The organism is Paludibacter sp., from assembly GCF_009712605.1.
Classification (GTDB): domain Bacteria; phylum Bacteroidota; class Bacteroidia; order Bacteroidales; family Paludibacteraceae; genus Microbacter.
This window is the reverse complement of record NZ_WASO01000007.1, coordinates 1-20,648: the sequence shown is the minus strand read 5'-3', so window position 1 is coordinate 20,648 and position 20,648 is coordinate 1. Positions and strand designations below refer to the sequence as shown.

Here is a 20,648-nt window from a genome sequence, read left to right as displayed (position 1 = left end):
TTTTAATTCTCTTTTTGAGATAAATCTTTCATAAACGAGGTGATATGCTTCACAAACGGCTCTGCGCAAACCGAACAGATGGCCGCCATTTTCAGTTGCGAAGGCTTCAGCCCTTTTTCTTTCATCAAACGGTGTGTGGTGGCTACCACTTCGGCAGTGCGGTCGGAACACGATTCTCCGTACGAACAATCGCTTCCGTCGGCAGCAATGAATACGCCGTCGAAACCTTTTTCGTAAGCGTGCATAATCCACCGTGGCTTGATGCAACTCGAGCAGGGAACGCTGATGGTGTAGACCGTGTAGGGATAGTGCTTTTTCAACAATCCCGCGAGGTCAATCGCGGGATCGGAGATTTTTTCGGTCGAGAAGACCAAAATCTTTGGCATAGCTGCTTATTTTTTGAGGAAAAGACGATAGATTCCATCTTCGTCGATGGAACCGAGGTATTCGAATTCTTGTTTTCTGCACCATTTTGGGATGTCGCTTTTGGTACCTTCGTCAGACGAAAGGATTTCCATTATTTGACCTTCGTCCACGTCGCCGATCGCTTTTTTGGCCGCGAGCAGCGGACCGGGACATGCCATACTACGTGCATCAACTACTTTATCGCTTTTCAGTGCTTTCAATTCTTCTGTTGTCATAATTATTTTGTAATTAAATGTATTGGTTTATAATTATATCAGACCTCTCCTCCTAACCTCCTCTCCCAAGGAGAGGAGGAACACGTCCGTGGAAAATAGAAATGTTACTCGTTTAGCCGCCTAATCCCCCTCTCTCAGGGAGAGGGGCTAGGGTCAGACGATTAATATCTGACTCCGACACGAAGTCGTCGCGAGGAGAGGTCAAAAATCAAGATCTTTGAATTAGATAAATAACTGTATTTTACTTTCGTCGGCATCAGAAAGATAGGTGCCAACGCCTACATACGAGAGGTTCGGGTAGTCGATCATCTCTTCTTTCTTGAAGCCCATGAGGTTCATGCTCATTTCGCAGATGCAGATTTCAACACCGAATTCAGCAGCCGTGGCGATTAAATCTTCCAACGAAGCCACATTTTTCTTTTTCATCAGATCTTTGAGCATTGCCGTACCCATACCGCACATGTTGAGTTTGGAGAGTTTCAGTTTGGTACTGCCTTTGGGCAGCATGAATCCGAACATTTTCGACATGAAGTCTTTGCCCTTTGGCGATTTATTCTTGTCACGCAACATTGCCGTACCCCAGAAAGTGAAGAACATTTTCACTTCCATGTCCATTGCCCGTGCGCCGGTGGCAATGATCATTGCAGCAAGCACTTTGTCCAGATCGCCGGAAAAGACGATGATGGAAAGTTGGTCTTTCGGTTGATTTTTTTGCAGTTTTTTCAGTTGAGCTTCGAGTAGCTGAACCTGAGCTTCCAGTTCGTTTGCCATGATGAATTATTTTGGTTTGAATTATTATAGTATCACTTTCATGCACATAGCGACTTCTTGATTTACAGAATTATTTCCTGAATCACGGACACAAATTTATATTATTAAAAAATCACTATGAAGCGATATAGTGTGAGGTTTTATACCGATATTTGTGATATAAATCACATACGTATCACTTTTATTTGTCACCATGTCTCAAAAACTTTGTAACGAATGTATTTTGCACACTGATAGTGAAATTTGCCTTAGGAATCAGGGCCTGGAATCGCTTCATAATCATTGTTCTAAAGTGAAGTTCAACCCCGGAGAGACCATTTTTAAGGAAAATGCGATCAATGCCGGAGTGGTTTATCTGAAATCCGGATTGGTCAAAATTCATACCTGCACACAGGCGAAAGACCGGATTCTACGTTTGACAAAAGCGCCATCCTATCTATGTTTACCCAGTTCGCTCGGTGCGTCAGTTAACCGCTTTACGGCAACCGCTCTGGAACCGACCGAGGCTTGCTTTATAGAATTGTCCACGTTCAGGCAGTTGATTGTGGAAAACGGTGATTTTGCTTATCAAATCATCACGGCTTTGAGTCAGCGCGAGATGAATAACTTCCACGTGTCGCTCAATCTGGGTCAAAAGCAGGCAAACGGGCGTGTTGCTGATGCGTTGCTCTACCTGGCCAACGATATTTATGAAAATGATTCGTTTGTGATTCCGTTTTCCCGTCAGGAGTTGGGCGACTGGATTGGAGTAACGCGAGAAAGTATCAGCCGGATTTTGGCTGAATTCAATGCAACGGGGATTATCCGTCAGGAAGGACGCGAAATTTCAATTCTCAATAAGGAATTGCTGGAACAGATTAGTGAAAAGGGATGATTATAAGCTTTTAAACGGAGAGAGGGTGTCTCAAAAGGGATATTTATTTTGTAAAACTTGCGAATCGAAAGTGCATCTTTGTTTATTTTGTACCCCAACCCCTGAAGGGGCTATAAATCTGCTATTTTTATTGGCGTAAAAGTCCCCTTAAGGGGATTGAGGGGTAAAAAAATGAGGTTATCTTTCTGTTTATAAGTTTATCAATAGCAACATTGATTTTTTGATAACCTCATTTTCGTTTTCTATTTTCCCTTTTTCAGAAAATACTCCAGCGGGCAAAAGCCTGTGAAGGATGATTGCAGAAGATTAAAACCGACGAAGCCGCCCAACCATAACCATTTCAACGAAACGGTAAGCGACAAAATAATGCTCGTTAGGATAAGTGTGCCTGCCACGGCACGTATAATTTTTTCTGACATAATTACTTTTCTGTTAATTGGCTTTTACGGCCAGATTGTTTAGAATGTTGTTTAATACCGAGTTGAAAATCACTAGTTGATTACTGTCTATATCTTCCATCGCACTTTGTATCAAATCATCCGTGATACGACTGACTTTTTCAAATTCCCGGATTCCCAGCTCGGTAATTGAAATGTTTTTAATCCGCTTGTCGGTAACGTCGGCTTCTCTTTTTACCAACGATTTTGCTTCCAGTTTATCCAGCAAGCGGGTCACGGATGGTTTATCCCGACGGGTTAGCTCACAAAGCCGTTTTTGCGACATGGGCTTGCCTTTCCGTAAAAAGCCAAGTACCTGAAACTGTTCGGAAGAGATCCTAACCTTCCGGAGTGAGGCTGTTTTGTTGAAGGGACTTTTGAGATTGTTGCATAAATTGTTCGATAGTAATCCTTTTATCCTGTACAAGTCTTTTTCTTGTATCATTTTCAATCATATTATTGGTTCAACGACTTACTTGTGTCTGATTTTCAACCGGCATTACAAATGCGTGTAACGGCATCCTTTCCGGCTGGTCGGCATTTCTGCGGTCAATTACTTCGACCGCATTTTTAGCATTCAGGTCATCTGTAAAGCAGAAAAAGAGGGCTGATTCGAACTCGGCATTGTGGTTGCCAAACCAGTTGTCGAGAAGGTTGGGCTGTCCGTTGTTGCGCTTATAACCGGTCGTTTCGCTTACGCTGAAAATATTGATTCCGGCACTTTGCAATAGTTTGGAAACAGTATGACGGTCTGCATCGAGGCAGGCTATGATAAGTAACTTCATATGGATAAATGTTTTATGCTTGTGATTCGGGATATTTCTTTCTCATCATTTTGAAATAGAGCAACGGAACAACGATCAGTGTCAGCAACGTTGAGGTGATGGTTCCACCCATCAGAGAAATAGCCAAACCCTGAAATATCGGGTCGAACAGGATGACTACAGCTCCCAGTGCCACCGCTCCGGCAGTCAGCAAAATGGGCGTGGTACGCACGGCACCAGCCTCGATAATCGATTGCTTGAGTGGAATACCATCCTTCAGTCGGATATTGATAAAGTCGATCAGCAATACCGAATTACGCACCATCACTCCGGCCAGCGCAATGAATCCGATCATGGAAGTTGCACTGAAGAAAGTACCCATTATCCAGTGGCCGATAACAATACCAATCAGTGACAACGGAATGGCCGCCAACATTACAAAAGGAACAGTAAAATTCTGAAACCACCCAACAATCAGGATGTAGATAATAACCAGCACGACCATAAAGGCAATGCCCAGATCGCGGAACACCTCGTAGGTGATTTGCCACTCGCCATCCCACTTCAGCGAGTAATTATCTTCCAGTTCGGGTTGCTTGCTGTACTCTTCGTTGAGCGAATAACCGGCCGGCAGTTTGACCTCTTTCAACCGATCCGATATTTTATTCATGGCATAGAACGGACTTTCTAATTTTCCGGCCATATCGCCGGTGACGTAGACGACCCGTTTCTGGTTTTTGCGGAAGATACTCTTCGGAGCAACCTCTTTTTTCACCTGAATCAAATCGCTGACGGGAACTACCATCCCTTGCTGATTGACGACCTTCAAGTTGCTCAGATCGGCCACGCTGGCTTTATCGGCATCGTTCAGTTGCAACATAATATTCACGGGTTGGTAACTATTGGGTCGATGCAAAACCCCTGCGGGCATACCCGACAGAGCCGCCCTGACCGTTGCCACTACCTGCGCGGGAGCAACGCCCATCTTCATAGCCTTTTCTTTGTCCACTTCAAAGTTCAGTTCCGGCTGATCGTCTTCCACCATCCAGTCCACATCCACCACATCGGGAGTCGATTTCATCAGTTGTTTTACCTGACGGGCGATGGCCATCTGCTGGTCATAATCGGGACCGTAAATCTCGGCTACCATGGTCGACATTACCGGAGGACCGGGAGGCACTTCTACCACTTTCACGTTGGCATTGTATTTTTTGGCAATTGCCTGAATCGCCGGACGCATCCCTTTGGCAATCTGGTGACTCTGCTCGCTACGTTCGCCTTTGTCTACCAGATTTACCTGAATATCGGCCACATTTTCGCCGCGGCGCATATCATAATGTCGTACCAGCCCGTTGAAACTGATGGGAGCCGAAGTGCCCACATAGCCCTGATAATTGGTAACCAACGGTTGTTTGGCAATGTATTGCGAAATCTCCTGCGTAACAGCAGCCGTCCGTTCCAGCGTGGTGCCTTCGGGCATATCGATTACCACCTGAAACTCATTTTTATTGTCGAAAGGCAACATTTTCACCGGTACCGCCTTGGTGTAGAACAACAGCATCGATAGAAGCAAAACGGCAACCGTTGTCAGCATAAACGCCCATCGTCTTTTACGGTTTTCAAGCAACGGAACAATCGTTGCCCGGTACAAACGGTATATTTTACTCTCCTCCATCCGGTGCTCTTTGTGCTTTTTTCCACCATCGTTTTTCCCACGCAGGAAAAGATAGCCAAGATAAGGCGTGAGTGTCAGAGCGATAATTAATGAAATAAGCATGGCAATGGATGCTCCGATTGGCATCGGACTCATATACGGCCCCATCAATCCTGATACGAAAGCCATCGGCAACACGGCGGCAATCACCGTAAAAGTTGCCAGAATGGTAGGATTACCCACTTCATTGATGGCAAAAATGGCTGCCTGATGGAACGGCAATCGTTTCATTTTGAAGTGACGGTGCATATTTTCGGCAATGATGATGGAGTCGTCCACCACGATTCCCGTGACAAATACCAACGCAAAGAGCGTGATACGGTTCAGTGTATAATCGAGGAAATAGTAGGCAAAAAGCGTCATGGCAAAGGTAACCGGCACAGAAAGGAATACCACTAATCCGCCGCGCCAGCCCATGGCCAGCATCACAAACAACGTGACCACAATGATAGCAATGAATAGGTGCATCAGCAGCTCCGATGCTTTGTGCGAGGCCGACTCCCCGTAGTTGCGGGTCGTAGTGACGGTAACATCGGCAGGGATCAGATCTTTTTTGAGATGATCGACCTTGTTGAGTATCTGTTCGGAAAGATGCATGGCATCGGCTCCTTTCTTTTTGGCAATGGCCAGCGTCACCGCAGGAAAGTTTCCCTTGCGGTTGCTCTGATCGGCTTTCGCAGCACCTCCGTAACCGAATGTTACGTATTGGCGGGGAGTTTCGGCACCATCTTCCACCTTGGCGATCTGGCGCAGGTAGACAGGTTGATTGCCGTTAGAACCGACAATCAGATTCGCCACATCGTCCGCACTGCTCAGAAAATTGCCAGTCTCTACCGTAAAAGCGGTATCGGACTGCAACAGATTCCCCGAGTTCATTTGCGCATTATTTCCCTGAATCTGCTTGGCAACAGAAAGAAAATCTACATGACTTTCGGCCATCTTGTCTTTATCGAGCACCACTTTTACTTCGCGGCTGCGGCCTCCCAGTACTGTAACGTTGGCCACATTGGGAATTTTCTTGATTTCGGTGGTCACCACTTCGGCCAACTGCGTCAGGGCATAATCGCTGCTTTTATCGCTCCAAAGGGTAAGACTCAGCGCCGGCGCATCGTCGATAGCTCGGGTTTTCACCAGCGGCATGGTAACGCCCTGCGGCAATTTATCCATGTTTTTCATAATCTCGTTGTAGAGCTTCACCAACGAGCGCTCCACATCCTGTCCCACATAAAACTGCACCGACACCATGGCTTGTCCCTTCATGGAGGTCGAATAGACATATTCTACTCCCTTGATGTTCGAAACTACTTTTTCGAGTGGTGCGGCAACTGTCGATTCCACCTCTTTGGGCGAGGCTCCGGGATAACCGATCATGATGTCAGCCATTGGCACGTCGATTTGAGGTTCTTCTTCGCGGGGAATCAGAAAAGTGCTGTATGCGCCCAGCAACAGGAAGGCGACCATCAGCAGGATAGTGAGTTTCGACTTCAAAAACAGGTTGGCAATTCTGCCCGATAATCCTTCTTTCATCTATATATTAATTTGAGGATTGTAAATTTTGTGTATTTATTTCAGTTTCACCCCAGACCCCTGAAGGGGCTTTTGATCTGCTATGTTTAGCATCATAAATCTCTTAATGAAATTCTGGGGGTGGAAACGTTTAGGCTTTGCGCTTATCGTAGCGTCACCACTGCACCATTATACAACTTGCCTTCGGACTGTAACACATAACGTTCGGTGGTGTTGAGACCCGAAAGTACCTCCACCTCATTGCCAACGGTTTTCCCGATGCGTAACCAGCGCAACGACACCGTATTGTTTTCGTTCAACACGTACACCCCAGTCAACTGATCGCGGGTAACTAATGCCGATACCGGAATGCGGAGATTGCCCGAAGCCGGTTGGTCGCTCACAGTCTTACCTGATAGGGTAACATTGACATACATTCCTGACAATAATCCTTTTTGTTCGGCGGCAGGAATCGATATTTTTACCAAATACTGCCCGCCCGAAGCAAGTGACGACGGACTCAGTTCGAGCACCTTGCCGTGCATCTGTTTTCCGGTCGATTTTACATCGACGGTAGCCATGTCACCCACTTTGATATGCGACACTTCGCTTTCGGGTACGGTAGCCGTCACACGCAGGTTGCCTCCCTGTTCCAGAATCAGCAGGGGCATTCCGGGTGAAGCCATACTACCCGCATCGGCCAGCTTTTGGGTAATTACACCAACGAACGGAGCTCTGATCTGGGTGTATGCCAGCATTGCATTTACTTCATTGCGCATTTGTCGGGCGGCTTCGAGGCGCGATTGTGCCGATGTGTTTTGCAACGAAACGTTTTCCAACTCCTTGGCCGATACACTCTGTTGTTTGTAGAGGGTTTGATAACGGGCATAATCTTTGGCGGCATTGCGGGCAGCCGCTTCCGCCTCGGCAATCATGGCCGAAGCCTGTGCTTTTTTTGCCAGCATATCCTGGCTGCTGATAGTTGCCAACAGCGCTCCTTTTGCAACCCGATCACCCGGTTTGACATTGATGGAGGTGATATACCCCATCATACGGGTACTTAGGTTGGCGGTATTTTCCGACTCCAGTTTGCCGCTCAATAGAATTTCACCGCCGACGCTTTTTGCCGGAGTTGAAACCACCACTTTAACAGGCTTATCACTGCTATCGGCAGGTTTTTCGTTCGACGAACAGGCAGCCGAAAGTGTGGTAACCAAAATAATTCCGTAGATTTTCAACGATTTGAATGTAGAAGTTATCATATTGTTTGTTTTTTATTTTGCGGTAAGAAATTGCAGATAAGCCAACGTAAGATTGTTGCCGTAAACAGCCTGAGCGAGTGCCATTTTTTGTTGCAGCAGTTGAGTTTGTGCAGTCAACAGATCGGTTGTGGAAACAAGCCCCTCACGATAGCGATCCTGCTGGATGCGCAGTGACTCTTCGGCTTGTGCCACCGACACGTTTTGCCGGTTGATTTCGGTCAGAAGATCGAGACGGTCACGCAGTGCTTTGTCGAGTTCCAGTTGACTCTGATCCTGTTGTTGTTTCAACTCCAGCTCCATTTTGGTGCGTTCGGCTTTGCGGGAGCGGATAGAATTGTAATTTTTGGTGCCGTTAAAGAGTGTCCAGGAGAGTTTTACCCCCACTAAATAGGAGTTGGCATCGAATTGACCCAACTGCGAATTGTTGTACTGAAAACTGCCGAAGGCATTGATGCGGGGTAGCAGATTCATCTGTTCCGAGCGCACCATCATGGAGGTGGCATCCACCGCTTTTTTCATCGCCATCAGGTCGGCTCGTGTTGACGATACCTGCCGTGAGGCGGTTCCTTCTGCCGACTCTTCGAGCAAAAGCGAGTCGGGTTGATACACGGTAGCAACATCAGCCCCCATAGTAATGGCAAGGGCTTCCGACGCATTCAGCACCATGCTATTGGCTTTTGCTAATTGGCTTTCCACCGTTGCCACCTGCACCTGCGCATTCAGTACATCCGATTTTTTGAGCAATCCCTGATCGAAGAAGCGTTGGGTAGAAGCGGCAATTTCGCGCATATTGCGCAGCGACTCTTCGAGCACTGCCATCGAGCGATAGGCCAATTGCAAATTCAGATAGGCTTTGCGGGTATCGAACTCCACAAATTCACGCGTGCGCTGGTATTTGTATTCGTAAAGTTCTTTTTGTTTGGCAGCCGCGCTGCGCTGATAAAGCATGTCGAGATTGAGCAAGGGCTGCTGCACTTCCACTTTGGCACTGTAATCCTGCGTATGTCCCGGATGATTGAGCAGATCGGGCATAAAATCGCTGGCAGCTACCCGTTGCTGTTGCAGTTTGAATCCGAAGGCATTCAGCGGATTATTGGATGTCATGGCAGTGTAACCAAGTTCTACTGATGGTAAAAAGACGGCGTTTGTCTGCCTGAAATTGGAAGCTGCCACCTGCGACTCCGCTCCGGATATTTTAAGTGTTGTATTTTTTGCAAGTGCGGCAATAACCGCATCCTTGAGTTGAATTTTTCGTGTAGAAGAGGATTGTGCTGTTGCAGACGGCGAAACCGTAAGCAGAAGAGACAACCCGAAAGTGAGGAATAATAAAGGATTTGCTTTTGTACGAACCATATTTTAGAGGGTTTAATTTTGATTGTGCAAAATTAAACCCTCTAAAATTGGTGGTCAGCTACTTTTGTTACACAAGGCGTGAAATGATGAAGTTTCTGCTTAATTGCCTTCGATCAGCGTGATTTTATTACGGCCAAGAGTCACCAGTCCTGCATCTTCCATCTGTTTTAGCAAGCGAGATACTACCACGCGGGCGGTACCGAGTTCGGAAGCCAGTTGGGCATGTGTCACCGAGATGGTCGATTTGCCCTCCATTTCGCATTTGATTTTTAGCAACGAAAGCAGACGGTCGTCCACTTTTTTGAAAGCCAGAGCATTCACCACCTCCAAAAGTTCTTCGAAGCGCTTGTGATAGAGACGGAAAATATATTCGAGCCACTCCGGAAACTCCTTGATAAGCGGCACGATATGGTTTACCGGAATGAAATAGATCTCGGTCTCCTCTTCGGCAATGGCTTTCACCTTGGCTGTTTCGTTGTACATACCTCCCAAAAACGACATGATGCAACTTTCACCGGCCTTGATGTAATAGAGAAAAATCTCGCGACCCTCGTCGTCGGTTCGTACCACCTTGATGCGCCCGTACGACACAATTGGAATCGCCTTGATATAGGCATTCTCACGTTGAATCACTTCACCGGCCTGAAAGAGTTTTACAATGCTGTACGATGCCAATTTTCTGCGAATAGGCAGCGAGGTCTTGAATTCGATAATTTCATTCAACGTGTTCATGAGTGCAATTGGTTGTTTGTAAGGGTTAAAGTGGCATAATAAAAGAGGAAAGTTTCCTTTCGGATTCCTCCCTCTTGAAGATATATTAAAACTGTTTTGAAGCTACCGGGCTTTGTTTATCTCTTTCAGCAGAAAGTCTTTGCTTTTTACGCCGACAAAGCGGTTGATTTCTTTTCCATCTTTGAACAGGATGGTGGTTGGTATGCTGCGGACATTGTATTTTTGGGCAATGCTTTGTGCTTCTTCTACATTCAGCTTGCCGATGGTAACTCCATCAGGAGCGTTGTTTGCTACATCGTTGATAATGGGTGCCATCATCTTGCAGGGCATACACCATACTGCCCAAAAATCTACCAAAACGATTCCCTTATTTGTTTGCTGCACGAAATTTTTCTCCGTCAATACTTTGACTTTTTCGCTATTGGCAACTTCGGGAGTGTTTTTGATTTTGTTGGCCATGTAAAGTCCGTATCCTACAATGACAACGATTACAATGCCGACAATAATTAATACTGTGCTCATTTTTATCATTTTAATGGGTTGGTTTTTCGAATTGTTTATTTATAATGGACACAATCTGTTGTTTTGTTTGATAACCGGATGTGATTTGTACCGGATTTCCGTTTTTGTAATAGATTAGATAGGGGAGTTCCTCCATTTGGTTGCACTTGAAGTCGTTTCTTAGATGTTGCGATTCCGGATTGTCAAATTCAATGTCGAAGAATTTTACATGACGGTATTTCTTTTGCAATTCTTCCATTATGTTGTAAACCGGGATGCACACGAGCCCCCCCATGCGGCCGCAACAGACGATTACGTTTTCATGCTCACGAATCATTTGTTCATGTTCGCTGGCCGTTTCTATGTGTTTTAAATTCGTGTACAACATAGATTTTTGTGTTTACTTGTACTGTTGAATCAAAGAATCCAGCTGTTGTTTGGAATGAACGCCCGGTTGTTTGTGTTTAATCTCTCCATTCTTGAAAATCATAAGTGTAGGCACGCTCCTGATTTGGTAACGATCGGCAATGGCCGGATTCTGATCGACGTCAATTTTGATAATCTTTACGTTATCTCCTTGTTCGGCTGCCAGTTGTTGCAAAATGGGGGCCTGCATTTTGCATGGCCCGCACCACAGCGCGTGGAAATCTACAATTACCGGACGGTCTTCTGTAATCAGTGTGTCAAAATTAGCTTTCATATAATAATTCTATAAATACCTATTAGCAATTTCTCTCTACTTTTCTCAATTATACTATCTTTATCTCGTAAGTTATTTCCATTGCTTTGCGGAACATGGCCGACACTCCGCAATATTTTTCCTGCGACATATCTACCGCCTTTTGTACTTTTGCCGGGTCAATATTGGAGCCTTTTAACTTGTAAATAATGTGTAGTTTAGTGTATACTTTCGGGTGACTTTCGGAAACCTCGGCTTTTACTTCGAGGTTAAATTCCTGGAAATCTACCCTCATTTTTCGCAATAATTCCACGACGTCCATTCCGGTACATCCGGCAATAGCTGCCAGCAATAATTCTTTGGGGCGTGAACCGGCATCCTGTCCGCCGAATTCGGGCGATGCATCCATTGTTACGCTGTGTCCGCTTACAAGAGCGGTGAACTGCATATCGCCCTTCCATGATGTATTTACTGTATGTGTCATAATGTCAAATGATTTTGTTTGATGCAAAGTTACATTCCCGGCAGTGCAATTGTCAAGGATTCAGAGGTCTGGCAAAACGGGTGTCGGATTGAAATAGCTCAATTTTTTTATTGATCTGTATCGGATTGAATCGGATACAGCCTGTTTTCTTGAATTATCACTAACTTTAACCCGAAATTTAGAAACCCTAGGGTATGAAGACGATTGTTGAAACCGATATTGATTTTATTTGTGATGTGGAAGCTCCCTGTTTTCAGTTATTGACTGAAGAAGAGGTTGCTATGGTGAGAGCCAGTAAAACTCAGGTCTTTTTTCGGAAAGGAGAAAACCTGACGAAGCAGGGAACGTTTGCCTCGTACGTTTTGTTTGTGATGGATGGTCTTGTAAAACAGTATGTGGAAGATGGGGGCAATCGCAATTTCAACCTGCAAATAATCCGTAAAGGCGAATTTATCGGTCTATCAGCGGTCTTTGGCGAAAGTATCTATACCTACTCGGCTACAGCGCTTACAGATACCCGCGTTTTCCTTATCGAAAAGGATGCTATCGCTAAAGTGATACAGCAAAACGGGCAGTTTGCATACCGTATTGTAAAACGCTACTGCGAGCAAAATACCTCTTTATTTGGAACTATCAAAGGCATGATGTTCAAACAAATGAACGGTCATCTGGCCGATGCTTTGCTTTATCTTAGTTCGGAGCACTTTGGCGGTGAAGACGTGATATCTTTACTTGGAAGAAAAGAAATAGCCGAGTTTGCCGGGATATCTACCGAGAGTACTGTAAAATTGCTCAAGACTTTTGAGAAAGATGGAATTATCCGTCTGGACGAAAAAAAGGTCTCCATTTTGAACAGAGACCTTTTGGTTGAAATCAGCAAACGGGGCTGAATGTTTTTTTAGTACATTGTATAAATAAATGTCAGGCTTATAACTGCTATAAATATCCACAGCAGGATTCCAAGTATCAGAGGCCTGAAACCTACCGCTTTTAGCGTTTCTCTTGTTAGTCCGGCACCGATAAAGAAAAGCGTCAGTGTTAGCATACGGCGCGAAAGGAGCGTGATGTTGCTTGTAAGTGCTTGCGGAAGTGAAAAATAGGAGTTTATTACCATAGCGCATATAAACAGAAAAATAAACCACGGAATTGAAATTTTCCGGCCTTTGGCTTTGAAATAGAAGATTGAAAACAGAGACAAGGGAATAATCCACAAGGCACGGGTCAACTTTACCGTCGTCGCTACTTTCAGAGCCTCTTCGCCATATGTGGCGCCGGCACCCACCACAGAACTTGTGTCGTGAATAGCAATCGCTGACCATAGACCAAACTGATGTTCGGAAAGATGCAGCCAATGCCCGAACGGAGGAAAGATAAACAGTGCAATGGCATTCAGGACGAAGATAGTTGCGAGCGAGATTGACATTTCTCCATCTTTGGCTTTTGCAATCGGTCCGACAGCCGCAATAGCGCTACCGCCGCATATAGCAGTTCCCGAAGCGATCAGATACGACGGGACACGTTCAACTTTCAACCATTTTCCTGCCAACACGCCAATCAGCATCACACTTCCAACGGAAACAAGCGTAAAAACCATGCCATCCGAACCGGCACGCAAAGAATCTCCCAGATTCATCCCGAATCCCAGTCCCACCACTGAAATTTGTAACAAGTATTTGGATGCTTTCTTGTTCAGCTTCATCCAGGGAGTGCCTATGCTTAGCGCAAAGATAATGCCGGCAATAAGAGCCACCGGAGCTGTTACGAAGGGGAAGAGACATAATAAGCCTAAGAGGATATATGCTACGCTTTGGTACGTACTCTTCATGTTTTTTGCCTCACTAATTATATTCTGCATCGTATATCTATTGATTTGAATTAAAAGTGCTGCAAAATTAGGCTTTCCTTCTCGTTGTTTAAAATAGCAGTTTGTTATTAACGATAACTTTTGGTTATGGATATGAAATTTGTTGATAAGTAAACTTAAGATGATATTTTTTTAGAGACGGATTGGATCTGTTCAGCCCAGAGCTGTTTCGTTCGTAATGTCTGGTACTTTTACGTGATCTCTCTTTTGCTTATGGCAGGTGTTTCGGTTGAGGATAAAACAAAAAAGAGCAAGCCAAATCGGCTCGCTCTTTTACAACTAATGGCGGTATGGACGGAACGTGAACCTTTGCTTTTGTTGACTGTTTACTAGTTATTTAACATTGTGATTTACCTCGGGGGTACAGTTAAATGTACAGTTTTTACGGGCATTTTTAACAAAGGAATCCGCTATTGTTTTATCCTTCTGTTCGGTTTGTAAAACAAAAAATTCTTCTGGTTTTACGATTTTACCGAGTCAATAAGTTTATACAACGATAATAAAGATATTCGTTTATCTTTTGTCAGTAATGGCATTACTTGTCCATCTTGTGTCTGCATAAATCTCAGGTTCAAAGATACGAGCTATTTTTGATTTTTCAACTTGTTATTTATTAAATTATTAGCTTTCGTGTAAGGTGCAAGCTATCTATATATAGATAGCTTGCACCTTACACGAAGAATCTTATTTTAAAAATATTCAATTGTTTATACTTTCGAATTGTCTTGTATTTATCATATTTATTTTATCTACAAATTCTTGAAAATAAAAAGATATAATCTATTTGATCTGAATCTTTAGTTTTATAGATGCGTTGACATTGATCAGTTATCCTTTCTTCTCCATCATAATGAGGATTTTTAGTATAGCTCTATTTGGAGATACTTTTTATTGATTCAGAGTGTCAAAAAAAAACATAGATATAACCTGAAATTGGTGCCTTATGAGCCTTGTTCCCATTGAGAGGGGTATTAACTACTTATTCCGGCGTCAATTCACTATTGTTCGGAAGATATTCAATGCCATATATCTCTAATAAAGCTCACATGAACTGACTGTGGCAAAATGTTTAGTTTTGTCTCTCCTTGTCCCTTTGTTTTGATAATGTAAAGGACAAGAGTCTTAATTTCAACCCGTAAGGCTATTTGTATTACGCCAAATCTACCAAAGAATGGATTATTCTGACTGTAGTATTTATATGTAAAATGTTTTCTGTAAATCTGTTACTTATGCAATCTGAAAAACTTAGATTACTACAATTGTATAGTGTGGATTTTGATTTATTTTAGCTCACTCGTCTTAACAATTAAATATTTAATTGCTTGTAAGATAATTCCAGTAGTATTTTTAACCTCCAGCTTCGACATGATATTTGCTTTATGTGTATCTACCGTGCGGGGACTTATGAACAGCTTATCTGCTATTTCTTTTTGATCCAAACCTTTACAAAGTAGTCTTACAATTTCAAGTTCTCTTTCAGTCAAAAAACTGTCATTAATTATCTTTTTATTTCCATTTTTGTCAGGAATAGCACGATTAATCAAGATTCTGTTTATCAATAAAGGAGAAAAGTAACATTGATCTGACAAAACCATTTCAATGGCCAATTTTAGTTCCTGAGGTTCTGCAGTACGCAACAAACAACCGAACAAGCCATTATTTATTAGTCTAATCAGAATTTTATCATTAGCATGATCTGCAAATATTAAAATCTTAATGTCTGGGTATTTTGTCATCAACTGCTCAGTAAGATAAATACGGTCATCTGTAATGCCCAGATTCATAATAATCAAACTCGGTTTTTGATGCTCTAATCGCAGCAGTAATTGTGAATAGTTAGATACTTCTTCGTATTCAAATTTTTCTTTCATTGAGGCCAGAATCTGTTTTATACCTGCACGAAAGATTGCGTGTTCATCAACTAAACAAATCTTAGACTTTGACATAAATCAATCAGTTGTGTTGATCTCATCTCAACAATTTATATTTTTCTCTCTGATACATTTTTTCCATACTTAACCAGGCAACAAAAACTTCATTATGTGAAAAATGTATATGAATTTCGTTTTTATATTAAATGCTATCGGGTATGTTCAAAAGAACCAGTTTTTAAGACCATTTTATACAAATGGAATGATAAATTCTATTTAGTTATCCTTGCAACTCTTAACGCTTTTGCGGTAGCAGTTCAGTTGATAATTTTGGTTAGATAAGTACCTATTGTACCAAAAGATCTGAAGAACAAACCAGCTTCTTTTATTCTGATATGAATAAATGTGTAATATTAACGTTATCAATTGTTTGCTGAATGAACTGTTGGTGTTTTGTTTTTAATTATAGTGGGATTACGAAAGCAAGAATATGATTTTAATATAAATACTTCCACTATTTACTTATTCTAAAGCAAGTGTTTTTACTTGTTGTTTATGTAAATATACATATTTGAATAAGCAAATATATCATATTTTTCTTACGTTAATTAAATTTGTAATATGCATTTGCGGCAATTTTACATGACAGAATAAATAAAATAAATTCTCATTGCTCATGTTTATTCGTAAAGGCGGTAGTTATATGATATTTAAATTATACATATCACAAGATGTTTGTATTTGTCTAACAAAAATATATGGTTTATTAACACAAAAATAACATTGTCCGGCTTCTTTATATAGTCAGAAATAATAATCAGAAATAATTGATTGTAAAATATATATGTAAAAATGGACAATCAGTAATTAACCTAAGTCCTCCATTTGCATACTTCCCTAGTACCCAAACACCACCCCTTATTGATCTCTTTTTCTGCTTCTTGAATTTAACTCGTTGAAATTTAGTTGTATAAATCTAGCTGATAAAAGGTCACGTCTAAATTATTTTCCCATTTATGTTTTTACTTCACACTGCTTGAACTGCAACTTTTACGTATCTCGATTTATGTCGTTTTACCATTTTTAATAGTATTGTCAACATTTACCTTTGAAGTGAAACCTTGTATTGTGGCAAATCACCTCTTGTGGTGACCTATAATTAAATGTTGATTAACAAAATTCTACTGCATTTCATCGTTCGATAGAAATTAAAAACATACATCATGGAAAAGACTACTCTACTCCAGGAAAGATTTGAATTTACATCCCATAATTCAAACAAAAGTGGATTTAAGAAAATCATTGGACTCCTCACTCTTATTACCTTTTTTATCCCGTTCTGCTTACAAGCTCAACAAGTTCAGGAAGCAACCCAGATGCTGAACAACATGTCCTCTTCCGGAGATAATGCAATAGTTGCGGAAGGGATTTACATTCAAAATCTTATTACAGCACCACTGCCCACCATATATATTGGTGAGAATATAAGGGTAAGCGGAGAATCTCAACCGGTTCGCGCCATTGTAGAAGCCGGTAATATTTCAAAACTGAATGATACGAATGCAGCATTTTCAGAGGTGGAGATGATCATTGTAAAGCTAAAAAGTCCATCCGATCTGAATTTCTCAATTGATTTATCTACTCTCAACGGATTCACAAAACTGAAATACGTTCTTTTCATAAGTGAATTCACTACGACTGCAAGCGACATTCAGAATCTATTTGTGCCCAACACCGGAATTACTGTTATTTATAAGGTGTCAATTCTCTCATAATTTCCAAACTTATTTATTATGAAACGAACATGTTGCTCAAAAACGAGCGCTAGAATATAAAACGGCAACATAGAGTTTCATACGACTATTAAAAATTAAATTATTATCGTATGAAAACATTTTACCCCACCAATAAATCAACAATTTGGACCAGAACTATAGTTTTGGCAATTGTTATGATAGCCGGTTTGTCGCAATTCACCAGTGCGCAAGTGTTAAAAGCGTTCACGCAGAGAACATCTTCATATACTCCCACAAAAAAAATATATAATATCAAGGGCGATTTTACGATGATTGGGAATACCAATCTTACCCTTGACCCATCAATAACAGATCGTAATTCACAAAACGGCAATAACAATATGGTGTATGTTGATGTAGATGGCGACCCTTCTACATTTAATTCGTCGTCTGCCGATCTTACTTTTTCTACTGAAAATGGGGCAATACCTTCGTGTTCTAACATCATCTATGCAGGACTTTATTGGACAGGAAGAACAGATGATGGAACAAGTCCGAATACTTTTACCGTAAGCAAGCAAGTTGTATCAGGAACAACTCTAACTAATGGGACATTTTCAGTAACAGGCAATGGTGGGAGCGTTAGCAATTCCGATTATTCAGTAGCAATAACAAGACAGGGCTCATCCGGCAGTTATTACTATCAGTATGTTTTTTCAGCAACAGGTAAACCTACCATGTACTTCAAGTTTAATAATGCGGTTCCTTATGTTCAATATTCAACCGATAATAGCAACTGGAACAGTGTGACTCACTATACTTCTACTAATAATAACAATGTTACAACGGCCAAATTTGATGCTGTAACAGTTTATACTGGTAGTGATGGTACTAGCGTTAAGGTTACAAGCTTAACACGCGATTCAAGAACCGATAAAAAATCGGACATAAATAACTGTTCGGTTTCCGGAACCACAATCTATTTAGTAACTAATTATACAACAATAACAAAGAATTATGATAAACATGTGCTTTCATTTAAAGGTCCGGGCGAAACGTCTTATACTACCGTAACGGCCAATGCTAATGATATTTATTATCCAACATCTAATTATGGATATATGTACTCTGCTTATGCCGAGGTAACTGATTACGTACGGCAACACGGGCTGGGAACTTATACCGTTGCAGATATGGCTCTGAAAGAAGGAGATGGAGGGGGAACCGGATTGTATGGCGGATGGACAATGGTTGTGGTCTACGAAAACTCAAAAATGAAATGGAGAGACGTAACCGTATTTGATGGACATGCTTATGTTATAGGTGGAACTGCCAGTAATGAACTTCCTGTGTCAGGTTTTCAAACTGTTCAAAACGGAAATGTTAATCTTAAACTAGGTATAGCAGCGGGAGAAGGCGACCTGGATATTTCCGGAGACTATTTTAAAATTCAACAATTGCAAACTGCATCTTGGGTCACTTTAAGTGATGCCAGTAACTCAACAGGTAATTTCTTCAACTCTTCGATCAGTACAGGAGGCAACACCCGGAATCCCAACATCACAAACAATACCGGCGTAGATATCCACATGTTCAATATCCCGAACTCGAATAATTCTGTAATTACTAATAATCAGACATCAACAAAATTCCAATATGGCTCTACTCAGGATACTTATATCATTTTCTGTATCGCCATGGCAGTTGATGCCTACATTCCTGATGTACAAGCATTAAATGCTGTTGTAAGTATCAATGGCGCAGCTCTGGGAACCACGCCAACTGTTGTCCCCGGTCAGGACGTAGTTTACAAAATTTCCATTTACAACAAGGGAACCGAAGGCGTTAACAACGCTCAGGTGGTTATTCCAATGCCATACACAGCTACCTCGTTAGCAAGCGTTTCTAATAATGTTTATTTCTCTCCTGCCATCAACTCAATTGTGTTTGACCCCACTCTGGGAGCTACCGGATCATTGGTCTGGAATATTGGGAATCTACCAAAACCAACTGATCCAAACACACTATTAGCAGAACTGAGCTATAAACTCACAGCAACTACCGACTGCTATATTTTAAGCAACACCTCCTGTACTCCAACCATTACTATTGATGGAAACGTAACCGGAGTTGGATCCACCTCAGGAGCTACACTTTCAAACGGAAAGTTCATACAGGGATACGAAATTTCCGGAGGTTGCATTGGAGAACCAATAACCACACCTCTTTCTATAATTTTAGATCGGGATGCTTACGTGGCTGCTCATTGTCAGGGCACATCAACCACTAAGGATATTGCTTTTTGCAATTTAACCGATAACACAATTCCAATTACGGCTGTTTCGGGCAGTTTTCCTCCCGGCTCACGTTTTTATAGTGCCGATCAATCCGTGGAATACACTATCAGCAATCCATTCCCGGCAACAGTTGGAAGTATTCATTACAAAGCCATTCCTCCGGGAACAAATGCCTGCATATTTGACTTCACAATAAGCGTAACGAGCGTAACGAGTGTGCCGACCACCTCACCGGCAAATTATTGTCAGGGAGATGCTGCCACACCATTAACAGCAATACCTTCAGTTGCTGGCTACCAGCTCTATTATTATACAGCTCAGACCGGTGGAACTCCGACTACAAGTGTGACTCCATCAACTGCAACTCCAGGAACAACAACATACTATGTTGCCGAAGGACCGTCAGGATCATGTATAAGTTCAAATAGAACACCTCTTGCAGTCACCGTTTATGCACTGCCGACAGTAGCCAATGCAGGACAAGATCAGAGCAATTGCAACAGTGGCAGCTTCGTGCTGGCCGGCAATAGTCCCGTTATGGGCCGTGGTGTATGGAGCATTGTAAGCGGAACGGCTACAATAACAACCCCGTCGTCGCCAACATCTACTGTGACAGGCATACCGTCAGGCAGCAGCGCGACCTTGCGCTGGACCATCAGTAATGGCACCTGCACTCCTTCGAGTGACGAAGTTGTACTGATTAATAATACATCTCCGACATGTTTTATTAGTGCACAAAACGAAATGGTTTGTCCTTCATCTTCCAATGTATATTCCGCTCCGGATGGAATGGCTACATATAGTTGGTCAATTGATGGAAATGGAACAATTTCAGGTTCTTCTAATTCGAAGACGGTTACGGTAATAGCGGGACTTAACTGTAATGCTTCCTTTACATTGACATTGAATATAACTGATGCACATAATTGTCAGTCGACATGCCAAAAAAGTATTAATGTAATTGACAATATGCCTCCCGACATCACAGCCGCCGCTCAGAACAAGAGCGTTGAATGTGACGGAGCCGGTAATACTACTGACTTCAACACATGGTTGACAAATCATGCCGGAGCTACTGCCAGTGACCTCTGTGGTGGGAATATCACATGGACCAATGACTTTGCACCAGCAAACTGGGTAGCTGACTGTGGAATGAGCAAAC

General features: G+C 42.4%; 20 protein-coding genes. 4 read left to right on the top strand and 16 right to left on the bottom strand.

The window, feature by feature from the left end:
• Positions 1 to 2: 2 nt before the first annotated feature.
• The 3 genes from F8N35_RS06240 to F8N35_RS06230 all read right to left on the bottom strand — a co-directional run bounded on the left by F8N35_RS06240 (position 3) and on the right by F8N35_RS06230 (position 1,412).
• The gene (locus F8N35_RS06240) at positions 3 to 386 is read right to left on the bottom strand and encodes a hydrogenase iron-sulfur subunit (protein WP_068703177.1); all 384 of its coding nucleotides are present in this window, start codon (positions 384 to 386) and stop codon (positions 3 to 5) included.
• A gap of 6 nt (positions 387 to 392) precedes the next feature.
• On the bottom strand, positions 393 to 641 hold the full coding sequence (locus F8N35_RS06235) for a sulfurtransferase TusA family protein (RefSeq protein WP_293050520.1): 249 nt from the start codon (positions 639 to 641) through the stop codon (positions 393 to 395).
• Between the two features lie 222 nt (positions 642 to 863).
• A complete protein-coding gene (locus tag F8N35_RS06230; protein ID WP_293050518.1) occupies positions 864 to 1,412 on the bottom strand; it encodes a DsrE/DsrF/DrsH-like family protein in 549 nt (182 codons plus the stop codon).
• A 292-nt stretch (positions 1,413 to 1,704) separates the two neighbouring features.
• Between F8N35_RS06230 and F8N35_RS06225 the strand changes: the two genes are divergently transcribed.
• Positions 1,705 to 2,286, top strand: coding sequence for a Crp/Fnr family transcriptional regulator (locus F8N35_RS06225; protein WP_293050516.1), 582 nt, complete (start codon positions 1,705 to 1,707; stop codon positions 2,284 to 2,286).
• Positions 2,287 to 2,528: 242 nt separating this feature from the next.
• Here F8N35_RS06225 and F8N35_RS06220 read toward each other — a convergent pair whose 3' ends face one another.
• The 11 genes from F8N35_RS06220 to F8N35_RS06170 form a co-directional block, all read right to left on the bottom strand.
• Positions 2,529 to 2,705, bottom strand: a complete 177-nt coding sequence (locus tag F8N35_RS06220) for a DUF2892 domain-containing protein (protein ID WP_293050514.1) — start codon at positions 2,703 to 2,705, stop codon at positions 2,529 to 2,531.
• A 13-nt stretch (positions 2,706 to 2,718) separates the two neighbouring features.
• Entirely contained in the window at positions 2,719 to 3,168 is a 450-nt protein-coding gene (locus F8N35_RS06215; RefSeq protein ID WP_293050512.1) for a MarR family winged helix-turn-helix transcriptional regulator, read from the bottom strand.
• A 19-nt stretch (positions 3,169 to 3,187) separates the two neighbouring features.
• Positions 3,188 to 3,508: a hypothetical protein gene (locus tag F8N35_RS06210; RefSeq protein ID WP_293050510.1), complete on the bottom strand. Its 321-nt coding sequence runs from the start codon at positions 3,506 to 3,508 to the stop codon at positions 3,188 to 3,190.
• A 13-nt stretch (positions 3,509 to 3,521) separates the two neighbouring features.
• Positions 3,522 to 6,728 (bottom strand): efflux RND transporter permease subunit, encoded by a 3,207-nt coding sequence (locus tag F8N35_RS06205; protein ID WP_293050508.1) that lies wholly within the window; start codon positions 6,726 to 6,728, stop codon positions 3,522 to 3,524.
• A 143-nt stretch (positions 6,729 to 6,871) separates the two neighbouring features.
• Entirely contained in the window at positions 6,872 to 7,969 is a 1,098-nt protein-coding gene (locus tag F8N35_RS06200) for an efflux RND transporter periplasmic adaptor subunit (RefSeq protein ID WP_293050506.1), read from the bottom strand.
• A 12-nt stretch (positions 7,970 to 7,981) separates the two neighbouring features.
• On the bottom strand, positions 7,982 to 9,322 hold the full coding sequence (locus tag F8N35_RS06195; RefSeq protein WP_293050504.1) for a TolC family protein: 1,341 nt from the start codon (positions 9,320 to 9,322) through the stop codon (positions 7,982 to 7,984).
• Between the two features lie 99 nt (positions 9,323 to 9,421).
• Positions 9,422 to 10,054 (bottom strand): Crp/Fnr family transcriptional regulator, encoded by a 633-nt coding sequence (locus tag F8N35_RS06190; protein ID WP_293050502.1) that lies wholly within the window; start codon positions 10,052 to 10,054, stop codon positions 9,422 to 9,424.
• Between the two features lie 102 nt (positions 10,055 to 10,156).
• Positions 10,157 to 10,576 (bottom strand): thioredoxin, encoded by a 420-nt coding sequence (gene trxA, locus F8N35_RS06185; protein ID WP_293050500.1) that lies wholly within the window; start codon positions 10,574 to 10,576, stop codon positions 10,157 to 10,159.
• A 10-nt stretch (positions 10,577 to 10,586) separates the two neighbouring features.
• Entirely contained in the window at positions 10,587 to 10,943 is a 357-nt protein-coding gene (locus F8N35_RS06180) for a thioredoxin family protein (RefSeq protein ID WP_293050498.1), read from the bottom strand.
• 12 nt (positions 10,944 to 10,955) lie between these two features.
• Positions 10,956 to 11,255 carry a thioredoxin gene (gene trxA, locus F8N35_RS06175; protein WP_293050496.1) on the bottom strand — a complete coding sequence of 100 codons (300 nt, stop codon included), beginning with the start codon at positions 11,253 to 11,255 and terminating at the stop codon, positions 10,956 to 10,958.
• A gap of 49 nt (positions 11,256 to 11,304) precedes the next feature.
• Complete coding sequence (locus tag F8N35_RS06170) at positions 11,305 to 11,718, bottom strand: OsmC family protein (protein ID WP_293050494.1); 414 nt, start codon at positions 11,716 to 11,718, stop codon at positions 11,305 to 11,307.
• A gap of 194 nt (positions 11,719 to 11,912) precedes the next feature.
• Here F8N35_RS06170 and F8N35_RS06165 point away from each other — a divergent pair, with 194 nt between their 5' ends.
• Positions 11,913 to 12,608 (top strand): Crp/Fnr family transcriptional regulator, encoded by a 696-nt coding sequence (locus tag F8N35_RS06165; RefSeq protein WP_293050492.1) that lies wholly within the window; start codon positions 11,913 to 11,915, stop codon positions 12,606 to 12,608.
• An 8-nt stretch (positions 12,609 to 12,616) separates the two neighbouring features.
• Here F8N35_RS06165 and F8N35_RS06160 read toward each other — a convergent pair whose 3' ends face one another.
• Positions 12,617 to 13,543, bottom strand: a complete 927-nt coding sequence (locus F8N35_RS06160; protein ID WP_293050490.1) for a putative sulfate exporter family transporter — start codon at positions 13,541 to 13,543, stop codon at positions 12,617 to 12,619.
• Positions 13,544 to 14,862: 1,319 nt separating this feature from the next.
• A complete protein-coding gene (locus F8N35_RS06155) occupies positions 14,863 to 15,528 on the bottom strand; it encodes a response regulator transcription factor (protein WP_293050488.1) in 666 nt (221 codons plus the stop codon).
• 1,148 nt (positions 15,529 to 16,676) lie between these two features.
• On the opposite strand from F8N35_RS06155, the gene F8N35_RS06150 reads away from it, so the two are divergent.
• A complete protein-coding gene (locus tag F8N35_RS06150) occupies positions 16,677 to 17,228 on the top strand; it encodes a hypothetical protein (RefSeq protein WP_293050487.1) in 552 nt (183 codons plus the stop codon).
• A gap of 110 nt (positions 17,229 to 17,338) precedes the next feature.
• On the top strand, positions 17,339 to 20,648 hold a 3,310-nt coding region (locus F8N35_RS06145), incomplete at its 3' end, for a hypothetical protein (protein ID WP_293050485.1).